The following is a 16,923-nucleotide window of genomic DNA, read 5'->3' as shown; positions in this document are numbered from 1 at the left end:
TCTTGGTGCGGGCGCCGGTCTTGGCCGCGGGATCGATGGAGTCACGGGGGGTAGGGCGGGCGGTCACGGGGCGGCCTCCTTGGGCGGTGGGGGGATCAGCTGAGAGCGGCCAGACGTTCGATCGCCGCCATCGGGACCGGCAGCCAGTCGGGCCGGTGCCGGGCCTCGTACACGACCTCGTAGACGGCCTTGTCCGTCTCGTACGCGCGCAGCAGCTCGGGCTCCGCGCGCGGATCGTCGCCGCAGACCTCGGTGTAGCCCTCGCAGTACGCGGTACGGCAGCGGTCCGCCCACGCCGGGTTCCAGGGGCGGTGGGTGCGGGCCGCGTAGTCGAAGGAGCGGAGCATTCCGGCGACGTCCCGCACCGGCGGCTGCGGTCGGCGGCGCTCGGCGAGGGGACGCGCGGGCTCGCCCTCGAAGTCGATCACCGACCAGTGGCCGTCCCCGCGGGAGCCGCGCAGCGTCTGTCCGAGATGCAGGTCGCCGTGCACCCGCTGCGCCCGCCAGGCCCGGCCGCGCCTGCCGAGCGCGGCGATCGCGTCGAAGGCGGCCCGCAGCGCGCTCGCGTGCGGGACCAGCGCGGGCACCGCCTGCGCCGCCGCGTCCAGCCGCTCGGCCATCGCGGCGGCCAGCTGCTCGCTCTGCGCCCGGCCGAGCGTCACCGTGGGCAGCGTCTCGGCCAGCGCCGTGTGGACCTCGGCGGTGACCCGGCCCAGCGCGCGGGCCTCGTCGGCGAAGCCGCGCCCGCCGGCCAGCGAGTCCAGCGCCAGCAGCCAGCCGTCCGTGGAGCCGCTCAGGAACGGCTGGAGCACGCCCAGCGTGAACGGCTCGGGCACGGTCGCCTCGTACCAGGCGACCGGCGCGGGCACCCGCCCGCAGCCCGCCCTGGCCAGCGCCAGCGGCAGCTCCAGATCGGGGTTGGGGCCCGCGTGGACGCGCCGGAAGAACTTCAGGATGTACCGGTCCCCGTACACCAGGGAGGAGTTGGACTGCTCGGCCTCCAGCGGGCGGGCGACGAGCCCGCCGGGGATGGCCGGCTCCTTGGCGAGCCGGTCGAAGCGGAGCGGCCCGAGCGCGCCGGGCGTGCGCAGCCGCTCCAGGATCAGCTCGGCCAGGCGCGGATCGTGCAGCCCCTCGTAGAGCGTGCGGCCGGCGAGCGGGCCGTGGGTCAGATGGCCGATCAGCGCGGGCGCGAGCCGCGGCGGCAGCGTCCGGCGTACGCCGAGGAGCAGTTGGTAGCAGTCGTGTCCGGAGCGCGGGGCGAGTCCGGGCTGTGCCACGCGTACGAGCAGGTGGAGCAGGCCCGGTCCGGGGCCGTCGAGGGGCAGCAGTTCGGTCGCCGAGACGAGGGAGAAGCCGGTGAGCGGCCGGCCCTTGCCGGCGAACCAGCGTTGTCTGGGGAGCCATTCGTGCAGGAGCGGAGCGAGGGACGGGAGAAGAGCGAGGGGGGTCCGGGTGGATGCAGCCTCCGACATGGCATCGCGTCCTTTCCCCGAGATGCACTCCAATGACGCTGAATGCGCAGAGTGTCCCGGATTACAGCAGTGGCTGTCCGGCGGCGCGCGGGGATGACGGGGAGAGTGCCCTGTGCGGGGCGGTGGAAACCGCCCCGCGGGAGGCGCCTCGCCATCGACACGGCGCCGTCGGCGTCAGCTCGCGGAGGCGTCCCTCCTGAGCCGGAACCAGTAGAAGCCGTGACCCGCCAGCGTCAGCAAGTACGGCCACTGGCCGATGGCCGGGAACTTCACCCCGCCGATCAGCTCCACCGGGTGGCGTCCGCTGAAGGTCCGCAGATCGAGTTCGGTGGGCTGTGCGAACCGCGAGAAGTTGTTCACACAGAGCACCAGATCGTCCTTGTACTCGCGCAGGAACGCGATCACCGCGGGGTTCGACGACGGCAGCTCCGTGTACGAGCCGAGGCCGAAGGCGGGATTCTGCTTCCGGATCTCGATCATCCGCCGGGTCCAGTGCAGCAGCGAGGACGGCGAGGACATCGACGCCTCGACGTTGGTGACCTGGTAGCCGTAGACCGGATCCATGATGGTGGGCAGATAGAGCCGGCCGGGGTCGCTGGAGGAGAATCCGGCGTTCCGGTCGGGCGTCCACTGCATCGGGGTGCGCACGGCGTCCCGGTCGCCGAGCCAGATGTTGTCGCCCATCCCGATCTCGTCGCCGTAGTACAGAATCGGCGAGCCGGGCAGCGACAGCAGCAGCGCGGTGAACAGCTCGATCTGGTTGCGGTCGTTGTCCAGCAGCGGGGCGAGACGGCGGCGGATGCCGATGTTGGCCCGCATCCGCGGGTCCTTGGCGTACTCCGCGTACATGTAGTCGCGCTCTTCGTCGGTGACCATCTCGAGCGTCAGCTCGTCGTGGTTGCGCAGGAAGATGCCCCACTGGCAGTTCTTCGGGATCGCCGGGGTCTTGGCCAGGATTTCCGAGACCGGGTAGCGGGACTCCCGCCGCACCGCCATGAAGATGCGCGGCATCACCGGGAAGTGGAACGCCATGTGGCACTCGTCGCCGCCGGCCGCGTAGTCGCCGAAGTAGTCGACGACGTCCTCCGGCCACTGGTTGGCCTCGGCGAGGAGCACCGTGTCGGGGTAGTGCGCGTCGATCTCCTTGCGCACCCGCTTGAGGAAGCTGTGGGTGGCGGGGAGGTTCTCGCAGTTGCTGCCCTCCTCCTTGTACAGATAGGGCACCGCGTCCAGCCGGAACCCGTCGATGCCGAGGTCCAGCCAGAACCGCAGCGCCGAGACGATCTCCTCCTGCACCGTCGGGTTCTCGTAGTTGAGATCCGGCTGGTGGGAGAAGAACCGGTGGAAGAAGTACTGCTTGCGCACCGGGTCGAAGGTCCAGTTGGACGTCTCGGTGTCGACGAAGATGATCCGGGCGTCCTGGAACTGCTTGTCGTCGTCGGCCCAGACGTAGTAGTCGCCGTACGGTCCGTCGGGATCGCTGCGGGACTGGAGGAACCACGGATGCTGGTCGCTCGTGTGGTTCATCACGAAGTCGATGATCACGCGCATGCCGCGCTGGTGCGCGGCGTCGACGAACTCGACGAAGTCGGCGAGATCGCCGAACTCCGGCAGCACGGCCGTGTAGTCGGCCACGTCGTAACCGCCGTCCCGCAGAGGGGACTTGAAGAACGGCGGCAGCCACAGGCAGTCGACGCCCAGCCACTGCAGATAGTCGAGTTTGGCGGTGATGCCCTTGAGGTCGCCGATGCCGTCGCCGTTGCTGTCCTGGAAGGACCGCACCAGGACTTCGTAGAAGACCGCCCGCTTGAACCAGTCGGGATCTCGGTCCTTGGCGGGAGTGTCCTCGAACGTGTCGTGGACGGGCTCATTGACGATCATGATGTGGGTGACCCTCCGATCGGCGGGGACGGTCGCAGAACGAGGATGTGCGCGGGCGTGACGCCCGGCTCGAGGCGCACATAGTTGGCCCTGCCCCAGTGATAGGTCTCGCCGGTGAGCTCGTCGCGCACCGGTGCGCTCTCGTGCCATTCGAGGCCGAGGTACGGCATGTCCAACGAGACCGTCGCCTCCTGGGTGTGGTGGGGGTCGAGGTTGACGATCACGATCACGGTGTTCGAGCCCGCGGCGCCCTGCGCTGTCTTGGAGTACGCGATCACCGCGTCGTTGTCCGTGTCGTGGAAGCGGACGTCGCGCAGCTGCTGGAGGGCAGGATGGCGGCGCCTGATCCGGTTGAGGGCGGTGATCAGGGGCGCGATGGTGCGCCCCTCACGCTCGGCCGACTCCCAGTCACGCGGGCGCAGTTGGTACTTCTCCGAGTGAAGGTACTCCTCGCTGCCCTCGCGCAGGGGGGTGTTCTCGCATAGTTCGTACCCGGCGTAGACGCCCCAGGACGGGGACATGGTCGCCGCGAGCACCGCCCGCGCCTCGAACGCGGGACGGCCGCCCTTCTGGAGGTAGGCGTGCAGGATGTCGGGCGTGTTCACGAAGAAGTTCGGCCGCATGCAGGCGGCGGACGCGCCCGCGAGCTCGGTGAGGTACTCCGTGAGCTCCTGCTTGGTGTTGCGCCAGGTGAAGTACGTGTACGACTGCTGGAAGCCGACCGCCGCGAGGGTGTGCATCATGGCCGGCCGGGTGAACGCCTCGGCCAGGAAGATCACGTCCGGGTCGGCGCCGTTCACCTCGGCGATCACCTTCTCCCAGAAGACGACCGGCTTGGTGTGCGGGTTGTCGACGCGGAAGACGCGCACACCGTGGTCCATCCAGAAGCGCAGGACGCGTACGGTCTCGGCCACCAGGCCCGGCATGTCGCGGTCGAAGGCGATCGGATAGATGTCCTGGTACTTCTTCGGCGGGTTCTCGGCGTAGGCGATCGAGCCGTCGACGCGGTGGTGGAACCACTCGGGGTGCTCGCTCACCCAGGGGTGGTCGGGGGAGCACTGGAGCGCGAAGTCGAGCGCGACCTCCATCCGCAGGGAGCGGGCCGCGGTGACGAAGTGGTCGAAGTCGTCGAGCGTGCCGAGGCCGGGGTGGAGTGCGTCGTGGCCGCCGTCGGGCGAGCCGATGGCCCAGGGGACGCCGACGTCGTCGGGGCCCGCGGAGAGGCTGTTGTCGGGGCCCTTGCGATGGGTGGTCCCGATCGGGTGGACGGGCGGCAGATAGACGACGTCGAAGCCCATCGCGGCGATGGCGGGCAGCCGCTCGGCGGCGGTGCGCAGGGTGCCGGACACGGGCGGCTCGCCCTCGGCGACGACCGCGCCCTCGGAGCGCGGGAAGAGCTCGTACCAGGAGCCGAACAGCGCGCGCTTGCGCTCCACCAGCAGCGGCAACGGCTCCGAGGAGCTGACCAGTTCGCGCAGCGGACAGCGGGCGAGCGCGGCGGCGGCGTCGGGCGCGAGCGCGGCGGCGAGCCGGGCGGCGGCCGGGCGCTTCGCGTCGCGCAGCGCGTCCACCGCGGCGAGCACGGCCTCGCGCCCGTCGTTCTTGGGGACGCCGGCCGCGGCGCGCTCGTACAGCTCCGCGCCCTCGGCGAGGACGAGCGCCGTGTCGATCCCGGCCGGGATCTTGATCTGCGCGCTGTGCCGCCAGGTGGCGACCGGGTCGCTCCAGGCCTCGACGGCGTACGTCCAGCGGCCCTCGGAGGTCGGGGCGACACGAGCGCCCCAGCGGTCGCTGCCCGGGGAGAGCTCGCGCATCGGGGTGTACGGGCCGGGGCGGCCGCTGGGGTCGCGCAGCACGACCTCGGCGGCCACGGCGTCATGGCCTTCGCGGAAGACGGTGGCGGTGACCTGGAAGGTCTCGCCGACCACCGCCTTGGCGGGACGTCTGCCGCAGTCGACTTGAGGGTGGACGTCCAGGACGGGGATGCGACCGATCAGCGGATTCACGAGATCACCTGAGGGCTGTGCGGGCAGGACGGATTGAGGCCGTTGAGCCTTTTTACGTGGTTTTGGTGTTCTTTGTAGCTGCTCAGTCTGCGACTGGCGTGCTGTGGGCATGGCCGCTCCTGTCCGCGTTCACTCGGGTGGGCGGAAAGAATGTGCGGAGACTCTGTTTGAGAAGCGTGCGATCGCATGCGTACCGGGGGAGCCTTCCCCCGGTCCTCGGGTGGGCAATCCGGCGGTTTGTTAACTACTCGGACGTAGGAGCTCGCGCAAGAGTCGCGGGACGGGGAGAAGTGCTTGCCGGGACGACGAGAGACCGGCCCCGTCGTCGTGACGGGGCCGGTCTCGGCAGTTCAGTGCGGTGTTCGGCGGGTCTCGGTGCTGCTCGGTGCTGCTCGGTGCTGCTCGGCGGGGCTGTGCGGGGCTGTGCGGGCCTCTGTGGCCTCTTATGCCTCCGGGGGCTCAGCCGCCCCAGCTGGGCTCGGCGCCGCGCGGGCGCTCGCCCTGGTGCGTACGCCTTCTCATGCCTGCTCACCCGCCCAGATCTGCCACGGCTGACTGGCGGCCCACTCCTCCACGGGCGCCGGCTTCAGCGACAGCGCCTCCGCCGACTCGCCGCCGTCGCCCGCCATCAGAGCGGGCTCATAGCCGCTCGCCATGTAGTGGTAGATCCCCGCCACCCCGGCGGCCGTCGGCGCGCCGAGGATCTGGGCCAGCCCCCGCTCGAAGGCGAGCGGCTCCAGCGGCGCATAGCGGATCTCCCGGCCGAGGCCCTGGCTGAAAGCCGCCGCCAGCTCACGGCCCGTCAGGGACTGCTCGCCGCCGATGTCGAACGTGCGGCCGGCCACCCCGTCCACCGTCAGAGCCGCGTAGACCGCCTCCGCCAGATCGTGGTGGGAGAGCCACGCGGTCGGCGCGTCGGCGGGCAGCGGATAGGCGAGCACGCCCTCGTTCACCAGCGCCGGGCCGTTCCACGGGCTGAACAGGTTGTCCAGGTACACCGGCGGGCGCACCACCACCAGCTCCACGTCGCTCTGCGCCAGCCCCTCGCGCAGCACCGTCTCGGCGAGCCTGCGGGTCTCGAAGGCCGCCACGTTCGTGGTGCGCGAGGGCACCCGGGTGTTGGCGTTGTAGACCAGCCGGCGCACCCTGCTCTCGCGGGCCGCCTTCGCGATGTGCTGGGCGTACGTCATGACCTTCTCGGCCTCGTACACCAGCGGCAGCACCACCGCGGCGTGGGTGGCCCCCTCGAAGAGCTGCTGCACGTCCTCCAGCCGGCCGAGGTCGCCCCCGGCCACGGAGACGCCCGGCAGCAGCTCCGGACGGTCCGCCTGAGTCTTGCGGCTCAGTGTGCGGACGCGGTGATTCCGCTCGGCCAGCAGCCGGGCCGTAGCCCCGCCCTGGAACCCGGTCGCCCCCACGACCGCCACGCGCATCGGAATGTGATCGGACATGTGTCTGAAGAGCCCTTCGATAGGGTGAGGCTGCTGCCGTGAACGGCTCCTCCAGGCTCGCGGCGGCGGCTTCGGCCGATCAATTAACAAACCGGGGCGGAGGTTGAAGGATCGTCCAATGGGACCCAACGATGTCGAAGGCGACGATCTCCTCAGCGAACTCCTCAAACCCCTGCGCCTCACCGGTGTCTTCGACAGCCGCTGGCATGTCAGCGCGCCCTGGGCCATCGAGGGCGACGCGGAACAGAGCTGCGCCGTCCTGCACTTCATCACCCAGGGCGGCTGCTGGATCACCGGAGAGGGACAGACGCCGCTGGAGCTGTGCGAGGGGGATCTCGCGCTCTTCCCCACCGGCACCGCGCACCGGCTCGCCGACCGTCCCGACCGGCGCGGCGTGGCGCTCGCCGCCGTGCTGCCCGAACGCGTGCCCGGCACCTCCGGCGAGATCCGGATCGACGGCGGGGGCCCGGTGAGCCGGCTGCTGTGCGCGGGACTGCACTACGACGCGAGCGCAGCCACCCACCTGTACAAGGCGCTGCCCTGGGCCCTGGTGCTGGACGCCTCCCAGGTCGACAAGGAGCCGCTGCTCCGCGACATGCTGCGGCTGCTCGCCACCACCGACCGGCCCGTGGGACCCGGCGACCGGCTCATCACCCTGCGCGCCTTCGAGATGGCGCTGGTGCTGGCGCTCCGCCCGCTGCTGCGGGAGCTCGCCGACAACCCCGCCTCGCTGCCGGTGCTGCGCCACCCCGGCATCAGCAAGGCGATGGTGATCATCGCGACCCGGTTCGCCGACCCGTGGACCATCGAGTCGCTCGCCCGCGAGGTCGGCATGTCCCGCTCGGCCTTCACCGCCGCCTTCCGGGAGCTGGTCGGCGAGGCGCCCGCCCGGCATCTGACGGGCCGGCGGATGCAGGAGGCGGCCCGGCTGCTGGCCGAGACCTCGCTGCCGCAGTCGGCCGTGCCCGAGCGCGTCGGGTACCAGAGCGCGGTCGGCTTCCATCTGGCCTTTCGGAAGTGGTTCGGCATGACGCCGGGCGAGTACCGCACCAAAGGGCCGTCGGCCGCATAGAACTGGCCGGTTCTTAATGACCGCTGGACGGTCGTTCATTGCCCTGTGTCCGCAGCTGGAGCGAGGCTCGCTGTGTCGGGGGACATTCCGTATGAGGAGAGACGTTGACCAGGTCTGGCCGGGATTACCTCGAAGCCCTTCGTGACGGGCGCGAGGTGTGGCTCGACGGCGAGCGCGTCAAGGACGTGACCAGCCATACCGCCTTCCGCAACACCGCGGCTTCCATAGCCCGGCTCTACGATCTCGCGCACGATTCCGAGCACCGCGACGTGCTCGTCTCGGGGGGCGTCCACCGGGCGTTCGCCGTGCCCAGGTCGTACGAGGACCTGGTGGCCCGGCGAGCGGCCTACAAGGTGTGGGCGGAGTCGAGCTTCGGGTTCCTGGGCCGTACGCCCGACTACATGGCCGGCGGCGCGGCCGCCTTCGCCGCCGTGCCGCAGATCTTCACGACCGACTCCTTCGACGGCGCGGCCAACGCCGTCGCGTACCACCGCCGGCTGGCCGAATCCGATCTCTACTGCTCCTTCACCATCACCAACCCGGCCTCCGGCACGGGCGACGACGACCTCGTCGTACGGGTCGTGACGGAGAAGGACGGCGGGATCGTGGTCCGCGGGGCCAAGATGATCGGCACCGGCGCGGTCTTCTCCGACGAGGTGATCGTCGGCACGATCGAGCCGCTCGCCGCCGACGACGTCGACCACGCCCTGTGCTTCTCGATCCCGACGGACACGCCGGGGCTGAAGTTCGTCTCGCGCACCTCCTACGAGGCCCAGGCGCGCGGGGTCTTCGACAACCCGCTCTCCTCCCGCTTCGACGAGAACGACGCGCTGCTCGTCTGCGAGGACGTCTTCGTGCCCTGGGAGCGGGTGCTGACCTACCGCAACGTCGAGGCGACCGCCGCGATGTGGTGGCAGACCCCGGCCTACCTCCACTTCGTGCACCAGGCGGCCACCCGCTTCTGGACGAAGCTGGAGTTCCTCGCGGGCCTCGCCATCCTGATGACCCGCACCTCCGGCGCCTACGAGCTGCCGCCCGTCACCCAGGCGGTGGGGCGGCTGCTCGGCATGGTCGCGCAGGCCAAGGCGTTCGTGCTGGGCGCCGAGGCGTCGTACGAACAGGTCGACGGCGGGCGCGGCGGCGTCGCGCCCGGCACGGAGATCTCCTTCGCCCAGCGCATCATGGCCGGCGAGCTCTACCCGCGCGCCGTCCAGGAGATCAAGCAGCTGGCGGGCGGCTCGATCATCCAGCTGCCCGCGTCGGCCGAGGACCTGCTCCACCCCGACCTCGGGCCGGTCGTCGGCAAGTACCTGCGCTCGCCGGGCGCGTCGGCCGAGGACCGGATCAAGCTCCTCAAACTGGCCTGGGACGCGCTCGGCTCGGAGTTCGCCGCGCGCCACGAGCAGTACGAGCGCTTCTACCACGGCGCCCCGCACGTGTATCTGACCATGCAGACCTGGGCGGGCGGCGCGGAGAACTGCGAGAGCCTGGCCCAGGCGTGTCTCGACGGATACGGCCTGGAGACCGGCAAGTGACTTCGCCCGAGGACCGGGGGGACGCCTTCGCCCCCGACCGGCCGTCGACGCGGGTCCGGCCGACGGTCCGGCCGCGGAGGTCGTCCGGGGATGGTGCGGAGGGGCAGCGGGGGGTGGTGCCCGGGGCGGGGGCGGGGGCGGGGGCGGATGGGCAGCCGGGCATGGCGGAGTGCCGGCCGGGCACCGACAAGCAGTTGGGCACCGAGCACCGGCCGCCGGGCGCCGAGCGACGGCGGGGCGCGGAGGGCCAGCCGGGCACCGAGCCCCGGGCGGGGGCGGAGAAGCGGCCGTCGGCTGAGCACCGGCCGCTGGCCGAAGCCCAGCCATGCGGCGACAAGCAACTGGGCGCTGAGCGACGGCGGCCGGGTGCCAAGAAGCAGCCGGGCGCCGAGCGCCAGCCGGGCACGGAGCACCGGCCGCCGGCCGAACCCCGGGCGGGGGCGGTGGGGCAGCCGGGTGCTGAGCCCCGGGCAGATGCCGAGCCCCTGGCGGGGGCGAAGCACCGGCCGGGCACCGACGAGCAGCCGGGCGCCGCGCCCCGGCCGGCGGCCGTACCCCGGCCGCGCGTCGACGAGCAGCCGCGCGCCGACAAGCAACCGACCACCTCGCCCCCGCCGCCAGCCGAACCCCCGCCCCGCGCCCTCGCGCTGCTCGCCGCCACTCAGCTGCTGCTGATCCTCGACACCGCCATCGTCAACGTCGCCCTGCCGTCCATCGGCGAGGACCTCGGCTCCGGCTCCGCGGGGCTGTCCTGGGTCGCCAACGCGTACCTCATCGCCTTCGGCGGGCTGCTCCTCCTCGGCGGCCGTACCGCCGATCTCTTCGGGCACCGGCGGGTGTTCCTCACCGGACTCGGCCTGCTCGCCGCCGCCTCCGCGGCCGGCGCGGTCGCCGACGGCGCCGGACTGCTGGTCGCCGCCCGCGCGGTGCAGGGCGTGGGCGCGGCCCTCGCCGCGGCGGCGGCGTTCGCCCTGCTGCTGGGCCTGTTCCCGGACGGCCCCGGACGGCACAAGGCGCTCGGCGTGTTCGCCGCCATGGGCGGGCTCGGCGGGGTGCTCGGCACCGTCCTCGGCGGTGTGCTGACCGATCTGCTCGGATGGCGCTCCACGTTCTGGCTCAACGTCGCCGGCGCGCTGCTGCTCGCCGGGGGAGCGCTGCGCCTGCTGAAGGGCGGCGGCGGCAACGGCGTACGCGGCTTCGACCTCTTCGGCGCGCTCACCGCGACCGGCGGCCTCGGCCTCGTCGCGTACGCCCTCGTCGGCGCCGGCGAGGCCGGCTGGACCTCCGGGCGCACCCTCGCCGCGGGCGGCGCCGGACTCGTGCTGCTCGCCGCCTTCGCGCTGCTGGAGTCGAAGATCGCCCGCCCGCTGGTGCCGCCCGCCGTGCTGCGCCGGCCCGCCCTGCGCGACGCCAACATCCTCAGCGCACTCGCCCAGATGGCGCTGTTCCCGATGTTCTTCCTGGTCAGCCTCTACCTCCAGAGGGTCCTCGACCAGTCTCCGCTGACCGGGGGCCTCGGCCTGCTGCCTCTGTCGCTGGTCGTGGTCGCCGTCGCGCCGCAGACCGGCCGCCTCATCTTCCGGCTCGGGCTGGGCAGCGCCATGACGCTCGGCTTCGGGCTGCTGTTCGCCGGCATGGTCTGGCTGGCGCTCGCGCTCTCCGCCGAGGGAACCTTCTTCTCCACCGTCCTCGCTCCCAGCCTGGTCCTCGGCGTCGCCCTCCCAATTGTCATGATCACCACCAACGTGGCCGCGACCGCCGAGGCCGCCCCCGAGGAGACCGGCCTCGCCTCCGGACTGATCAACACCAGCCAGCAGTTCGGCTCGGTGCTCGGCCTCGCCGTCCTCGTGGCCGTCGCCGCAGCCGCCTCGGGGCCGACCGCCACCGCCGCCGCCCAGACCGCCGGCTTCCGCAACGCACTGCTGGCCGGGTCCGCCTTCGCCGCCCTGGCCGCACTCCTCTCCCTGCGGCTGCCCGCGCCCGCCATGGCGCCGCCACGCCAGGACCGGACGCCCGACGCCGTGGAGTGACCGGGGGCGGCCGAGGCGTCCCGCGGATCCGCGACGCCCGCCGCTCCGCATCCCACCAGTGAACCCATGTTGCCCGAGGGGGGCATTCCGTTGACCTTGTACGACCTTGTCGCGCCCGGTCTCGATGTGCACAGCGAGCCGCGCTACCGGATCGCCGAGATACGCGCGGCGGATCCGCTCGGCGCCGACGTCCTGCTGGCCGCACTCCCCGCGATGAACGACGCCGCCGACACGGCCGCGCTCACCGTCGCGCTGCGCGCCCTGGTCCCCGGCCCCGACCGGGTCGCCGGGCTTGGAGTGGTCGACGCGCTGGCGGCGATGCGCGACCTCGGGATGCTCCTCGGCTCCCTCAAACGCCACGGCGTCCAGCCCCTGGCCGTCGCCCCCGAGGCCCTGCCGGTCCTTCAGGAGCTGGGCCGCCGCACCGACATGGTCCCGCGGGACACCGTGCACCACTACACCACCTGGAACCCCGTCGGCGCCCGCCAGCGCATGTACACCGGCGACGCGATGGAGGCCAGCCTCCAGGACGCGGTCCGCATGGTCTTCCCCAGCCTGGTCGCCTCCCTCGACACCTGCGCGGAGGTCGCCCGCCTCGAGCCGTACGACCCCGGCTTCGCCCTCGCGCTCGACCGCACCGCCCAGCACGTCCAGTCCATGGTCGACTCCATCGACTTCACCGTCGCCAACGTCTCCCCGGTCTTCTTCGCGCAGGAGATGCGCTTCTACTTCGAGGAGATCGCCATAGCCGGCCGCGACTACCTCGGCCCGGCCGCCGCCCAGGTCCCGCTCTGGCTGGTCGATCTGACGCTGTGGCAGTGCGACCGCGGCAACGAGCGCTACGACGCCTTCCTCGACGAGTCCGTCGAGTACAGCCTCCCGTCCTGGCGCGCCTACCACGCCGCGCACCGCGGCTCGGTCTCCGCCGTCTCCAAGCTCTCCGCGGCCGTCAGCTGGGAGGCCGTAGACCGGCTGCCCGCCGCGCTGGCCGCCTCCGCGCACGCGCTCGCCCGGGTGCTGCGCGTCCTCAAGACCTTCCGCGCCCGCCATATGACCATCGCCCGCAAGGCGTACAGCGAGGAGGTGCGGCTGTACGACGTCGGCAGCGGCGGCGCCCCGGTCGAACTGCTGCGCTCGGTGCTCGACCTGACCCGCGACAACGAGACGCTCGTGCGCCAGTCCGTCGAACGGCGGAGCACCCCCGCCGCCTGACTCTCCGAGGAGTCCGTCCCCATGAGCCACATCATGATCGCCGGCGGCGGAATCGCCGGCCTCACCGCGGCGCTCGCCCTGCACCGCGCCGGCTTCGAGAAGATCACGGTCGTCGAGACCGCCCGCGAGATCGACCCCGTCGGCGCCGGGCTGAACATCATGCCCAACGCGGTGCGCGAACTCGACGCGCTCGGACTGCTCGACCGACTCGAGGCGGGCGCCGTGTGCACCCGCGAGCTGCGCTACTACCACCGCGGCGGAGGCCTGATCTCCCGGGAGCCGCGGGGCCTGGGGGCCGGATACCACTGGCCGCAGCTCTCCGTGCCCCGCGCCCACCTCCAGCTGACCCTCGCCGACGCCGTCCGCCGGCGGCTCGGCCCGGGCGCGCTGGTCGGCGGCGTACGCGTCACCTGCGTCGAGGCGCTGCCCGGCGGCCGCCCGCGGGTGCAGCTGGAGCACCGCGACGGCGAGCGCCGCAGTCACGCGTCGCTGGAGCCGGACGTCCTGATCGGCGCGGACGGCATCCGCTCGGCGGTCCGCGCGGCCCTCAACCCCGGCGAGGGCGAGCCGCCGTGGAACGGCATGCTCGTATGGCGCGGCGTCTCCCGGATGGCCGCCGACCGCGCCGGGACGTTCATGCTCGTCGCGGGCGACGACCGGCGCAAGGCCGTCGTCTACCCGATGACGGAGCCGGACGCCTCGGGCGAGGTGCTGGTGAACTGGGCGCTCGCGATGCCCGCCGCCTCCCTCGCCGACGCTACGCGCGGTGACTGGAACCGCGAGGTCCCGCTGGCGAAGTTCCTGCACCACTACGAGGGCTGGGAGTTCGACGGCGTCAGCGTCCCGGAGGTGCTCGCCGCCGCCGACACGGCGTTCGAGTACCCCATGGTCGACCGCGAGCCGCTGGAGCGCTGGACCTGCGGCCGTACGACCCTGATCGGCGACGCGGCCCACGCCATGTACCCGATCGGCTCCAACGGCGCGACCCAGTCCATCGTCGACGGCCGCGCGCTGGCCCACGCGATGGCGCTGCACCCCGACCCGGCCGAGGCGCTCGCCGTCTACGAGGCCGACCGCAGGCCCGCCATGACCGAACTCCAGCAGGCCAACCGGCGCCTGGGCCCCGAGGTCGTCATCGACATCGCCCACCGGCGGGCCCCCGGCGGATTCGCCGACGTCGAGAAGGTGATCCCGGCGGCGGAGCGCGCCGAGATCGCGGCATGGTACGCCGAGAAGGGGGCGTTCGACCCGAAGACCGTCAACCTGGGGTCGCCGTACGACGTGCCGGTGCGTTCGCCCCGCTGAGTGCCCCGGCGAGCGCCCGCCGAACGGCCGCGCGCCGTGGTTGGGAGGGCAGGGCTGCTACTACCGTCGTGGGTGACGGAGAGACGCACACCGTCGTGCGTCCCCTCGGATGCGTACATCCCCTGCGAAGGTGGGACCTGTGAAGGCCATTCGTCGATTCACCGTCCGCCCCGTCCTCCCCGAACCGCTCCGCCCGCTCAGCGATCTGGCGCGCAATCTGCGCTGGTCCTGGCATACCGAGACCCGTGACCTCTTTCAGGCCGTCGACCCCGAGGGATGGCAGGCCGCGGGCCGCGATCCCGTGCGGCTCCTCGGAGCCGTGTCCGCCGGCCGGCTGAAGGAGCTCGCGGGCGACCGGCGCTTTCTGCGCAGACTCACCGCCGTGGCCGACGACCTGGACGACTATCTGCACGGACGCAGGTGGTACCAGGCGCAGAGCGGGCTCCACGGGGACGCCGTCCCCGCCGAGCCCCGCTTCCCGGCCGCGGTCGCCTACTTCTCCCCGGAGTTCGGCGTCACCGCCGCGCTTCCCCAGTACTCCGGCGGTCTCGGCATCCTCGCCGGCGACCACCTCAAATCCGCGAGCGACCTCGGCGTGCCCCTGATCGGCGTCGGGCTGCTCTACCGCCACGGCTACTTCCGCCAGTCCCTCTCCCGCGAGGGCTGGCAGCAGGAGCACTATCCCCTGCTGGACCCCAACGAACTGCCCCTCAGCCTGCTGCGGGAGCCCGACGGAACGCCCAGCCGGGTCAGCCTCGCCCTGCCCGGCGGGCGCAGTCTGCACGCGCACATCTGGGTCGCGCAGGTCGGCCGGGTGCCGCTCTTGATGCTCGACTCGGACGTCGAGGAGAACGGCCCCGGCGAGCGCGACGTCACCGACCGGCTGTACGGCGGCGGCAGCGAGCACCGGCTGCTCCAGGAGATGCTGCTGGGCATCGGAGGCGTGCGCGCCGTGCGCGCGTACTGCCGGGTGACCGGCCACGCCGAGCCGGAGGTGTTCCACACCAACGAGGGCCACGCCGGCTTCCTGGGGCTGGAGCGCATCCGGGAACTGGGCGAGCACGGCCTGGAGTTCGACGCGGCCCTGGAGGCCGTGCGGGCCGGGACCGTGTTCACCACCCACACCCCGGTGCCCGCCGGCATCGACCGCTTCGACCGCGAGCTGGTCGCCCGCCACTTCGGCGAGAGCGGCGAGCTGCCCGGCGTCCCGGTCGACCGGGTGCTCCGGCTCGGCATGGAGACCTACCCGGGCGGCGAGCCCAACCTCTTCAACATGGCGGTGATGGGCCTGCGGCTCGCCCAGCGCGCCAACGGCGTCTCCCTGCTGCACGGCGCGGTCAGCCGCGGCATGTTCGCCGGGCTGTGGCCGGGCTTCGACCCCGAGGAGGTGCCGATCACCTCCGTCACCAACGGCGTGCACGCCCCGACCTGGGTGGCCCCCGAGGTGTACCGGCTCGGCGTCCGCCAGATCGGCGCGGCCCGCGCCGAGGACGCCCTGTCCGTCGGCGGCTCCGAACGCTGGGACGCCGTCGCCGACATCCCCGACGCCGACGTCTGGGAGCTGCGGCGCACCCTGCGCGAGCAGCTGGTCCACGAGGTCCGGGGCCGGCTGCACGCCTCCTGGCGCCAGCGCGGCGCCGGCGCGGCCGAGCTGGGCTGGATCGACGGGGTGCTCGACCCGGACGTGCTCACCATCGGGTTCGCCCGCAGGGTCCCCTCGTACAAACGGCTCACGCTGATGCTGCGCGACCGCGACCGGCTGATGGAGATGCTGCTGCATCCGACCAGGCCCGTCCAGATCGTCGTGGCGGGCAAGGCGCATCCGGCGGACGACGGCGGCAAGCGCCTGGTGCAGGAGCTGGTGCGGTTCGCCGACGACCCCCGGGTGCGGCACCGGATCGTGTTCCTGCCCGACTACGGCATGGCGATGGCGCAGAAGCTCTATCCGGGCTGCGACGTCTGGCTGAACAATCCGCTGCGCCCGCTGGAGGCGTGCGGGACGAGCGGGATGAAGGCGGCGCTGAACGGCTGTCTCAACCTGTCCGTCCTGGACGGCTGGTGGGACGAGTGGTTCGAGCCCGACTTCGGCTGGGCCATCCCGACGGCCGACGGCTCGGCCACCGACGAGGACCGTCGCGACGAGCTGGAGGCGGCGGCGCTGTACGAGCTGATCGAGGAGCGGGTGGCGCCGCGCTTCTACGACCGGGGCGGCGACGGACTGCCCGGCCGCTGGATCGAGATGGTCCGCCGGACGCTGGCCACGCTGGGCCCGAAGGTGCTCGCGGGACGCATGGTGCGGGAGTACGTGGAGCGGCTGTACGCCCCCGCCGCCCAGGCGCATCGCTCGCTGGACGCGGCGACGGCGCGGGAGCTGGCCGACTGGAAGTCCCGGGTGCGCTCGGCCTGGCCGCATGTCGCCGTCGACCATGTGGAGGCCCTGGACCACTCCCCGGCGTCGGGCGGCACGGCCGAACTGGGCACGACCCTGGACCTGCGGGTCCGCGTCGGCCTCGGCGGACTCCAGCCGGAGGACGTGGAGGTGCAGGCGGTCGCGGGCCGGGTCGACGCCGGCGACGCGATCCGCGACGCCCAGACCTTCCCCCTGAAGCCGGCGGGCGGCCCGGACCTGGAGGGCCGCTGGGTCTACGAGGGCCCGCTCGCGCTGGACCGCACGGGCCCGTTCGGCTACACGGTGCGCATGCTCCCCGCCCACCGCCTCCTCGCGGCGAGCGCGGACCTGGGCCTGGTCGCGCTCCCGACGGAGGCGACGGGGGAGGGGGCGGGTGTGCTGATGCGGTAGACGGCCGATGAGTCGGTCAGGACGAGAGTCCTGACGAGCTCTGGGGGTGCCTCTCAGTGCCACGCTCGATGGCGCGTTCGTGCTCGCGCCGATTGTGTACGTGGAACGAGGGGCGCCCCCATATGCATACCGTTGGGCATCCCGATATCGAACACC

The 16,923-nt window shown here is 72.4% G+C and carries 10 protein-coding genes; 6 read left to right on the top strand and 4 right to left on the bottom strand.

All coding sequences use genetic code 11. From position 1 onward, the window contains the following. Positions 1–95: 95 nt before the first annotated feature. The 4 genes from AB0M39_RS00515 to AB0M39_RS00500 form a co-directional block, all read right to left on the bottom strand. A complete protein-coding gene (locus AB0M39_RS00515) occupies positions 96–1,475 on the bottom strand; it encodes a maltokinase (protein WP_365358530.1) in 1,380 nt (459 codons plus the stop codon). A 174-nt stretch (positions 1,476–1,649) separates the two neighbouring features. Next, positions 1,650–3,356 (bottom strand): maltose alpha-D-glucosyltransferase, encoded by a 1,707-nt coding sequence (gene treS, locus AB0M39_RS00510; RefSeq protein ID WP_365358528.1) that lies wholly within the window; start codon positions 3,354–3,356, stop codon positions 1,650–1,652. After that, positions 3,353–5,353: an alpha-1,4-glucan--maltose-1-phosphate maltosyltransferase gene (locus AB0M39_RS00505; RefSeq protein ID WP_365358809.1), complete on the bottom strand. Its 2,001-nt coding sequence runs from the start codon at positions 5,351–5,353 to the stop codon at positions 3,353–3,355. Before AB0M39_RS00505 ends, treS begins: the two co-directional genes overlap by 4 nt. A gap of 527 nt (positions 5,354–5,880) precedes the next feature. Continuing rightward, the gene (locus AB0M39_RS00500; protein WP_365358526.1) at positions 5,881–6,813 is read right to left on the bottom strand and encodes an NmrA family NAD(P)-binding protein; all 933 of its coding nucleotides are present in this window, start codon (positions 6,811–6,813) and stop codon (positions 5,881–5,883) included. 118 nt (positions 6,814–6,931) lie between these two features. Between AB0M39_RS00500 and AB0M39_RS00495 the strand changes: the two genes are divergently transcribed. The 6 genes from AB0M39_RS00495 (at position 6,932) to AB0M39_RS00470 (ending at position 16,767) form a co-directional block, all read left to right on the top strand. Then, the gene (locus AB0M39_RS00495) at positions 6,932–7,885 is read left to right on the top strand and encodes an AraC family transcriptional regulator (protein WP_365358524.1); all 954 of its coding nucleotides are present in this window, start codon (positions 6,932–6,934) and stop codon (positions 7,883–7,885) included. Between the two features lie 104 nt (positions 7,886–7,989). Next, positions 7,990–9,420: a 4-hydroxyphenylacetate 3-hydroxylase N-terminal domain-containing protein gene (locus tag AB0M39_RS00490; RefSeq protein ID WP_365358522.1), complete on the top strand. Its 1,431-nt coding sequence runs from the start codon at positions 7,990–7,992 to the stop codon at positions 9,418–9,420. A 161-nt stretch (positions 9,421–9,581) separates the two neighbouring features. Next, complete coding sequence (locus AB0M39_RS00485) at positions 9,582–11,450, top strand: MFS transporter (protein WP_365358520.1); 1,869 nt, start codon at positions 9,582–9,584, stop codon at positions 11,448–11,450. A 90-nt stretch (positions 11,451–11,540) separates the two neighbouring features. After that, a complete protein-coding gene (locus AB0M39_RS00480) occupies positions 11,541–12,662 on the top strand; it encodes a monodechloroaminopyrrolnitrin synthase PrnB family protein (protein ID WP_365358518.1) in 1,122 nt (373 codons plus the stop codon). A gap of 21 nt (positions 12,663–12,683) precedes the next feature. Further along, positions 12,684–13,967, top strand: coding sequence for an FAD-dependent monooxygenase (locus AB0M39_RS00475; RefSeq protein ID WP_365358516.1), 1,284 nt, complete (start codon positions 12,684–12,686; stop codon positions 13,965–13,967). A gap of 139 nt (positions 13,968–14,106) precedes the next feature. Next, positions 14,107–16,767 carry a glycosyltransferase family 1 protein gene (locus AB0M39_RS00470; protein ID WP_365358514.1) on the top strand — a complete coding sequence of 887 codons (2,661 nt, stop codon included), beginning with the start codon at positions 14,107–14,109 and terminating at the stop codon, positions 16,765–16,767. Positions 16,768–16,923: the final 156 nt, after the last annotated feature.

Origin of the sequence: Streptomyces sp. NPDC051907 (genome assembly GCF_040681075.1) — a bacterium.
Taxonomy (GTDB): Bacteria; Actinomycetota; Actinomycetes; order Streptomycetales; family Streptomycetaceae; genus Streptomyces.
This window is presented reverse-complemented; position numbering and strand designations above follow the sequence as displayed.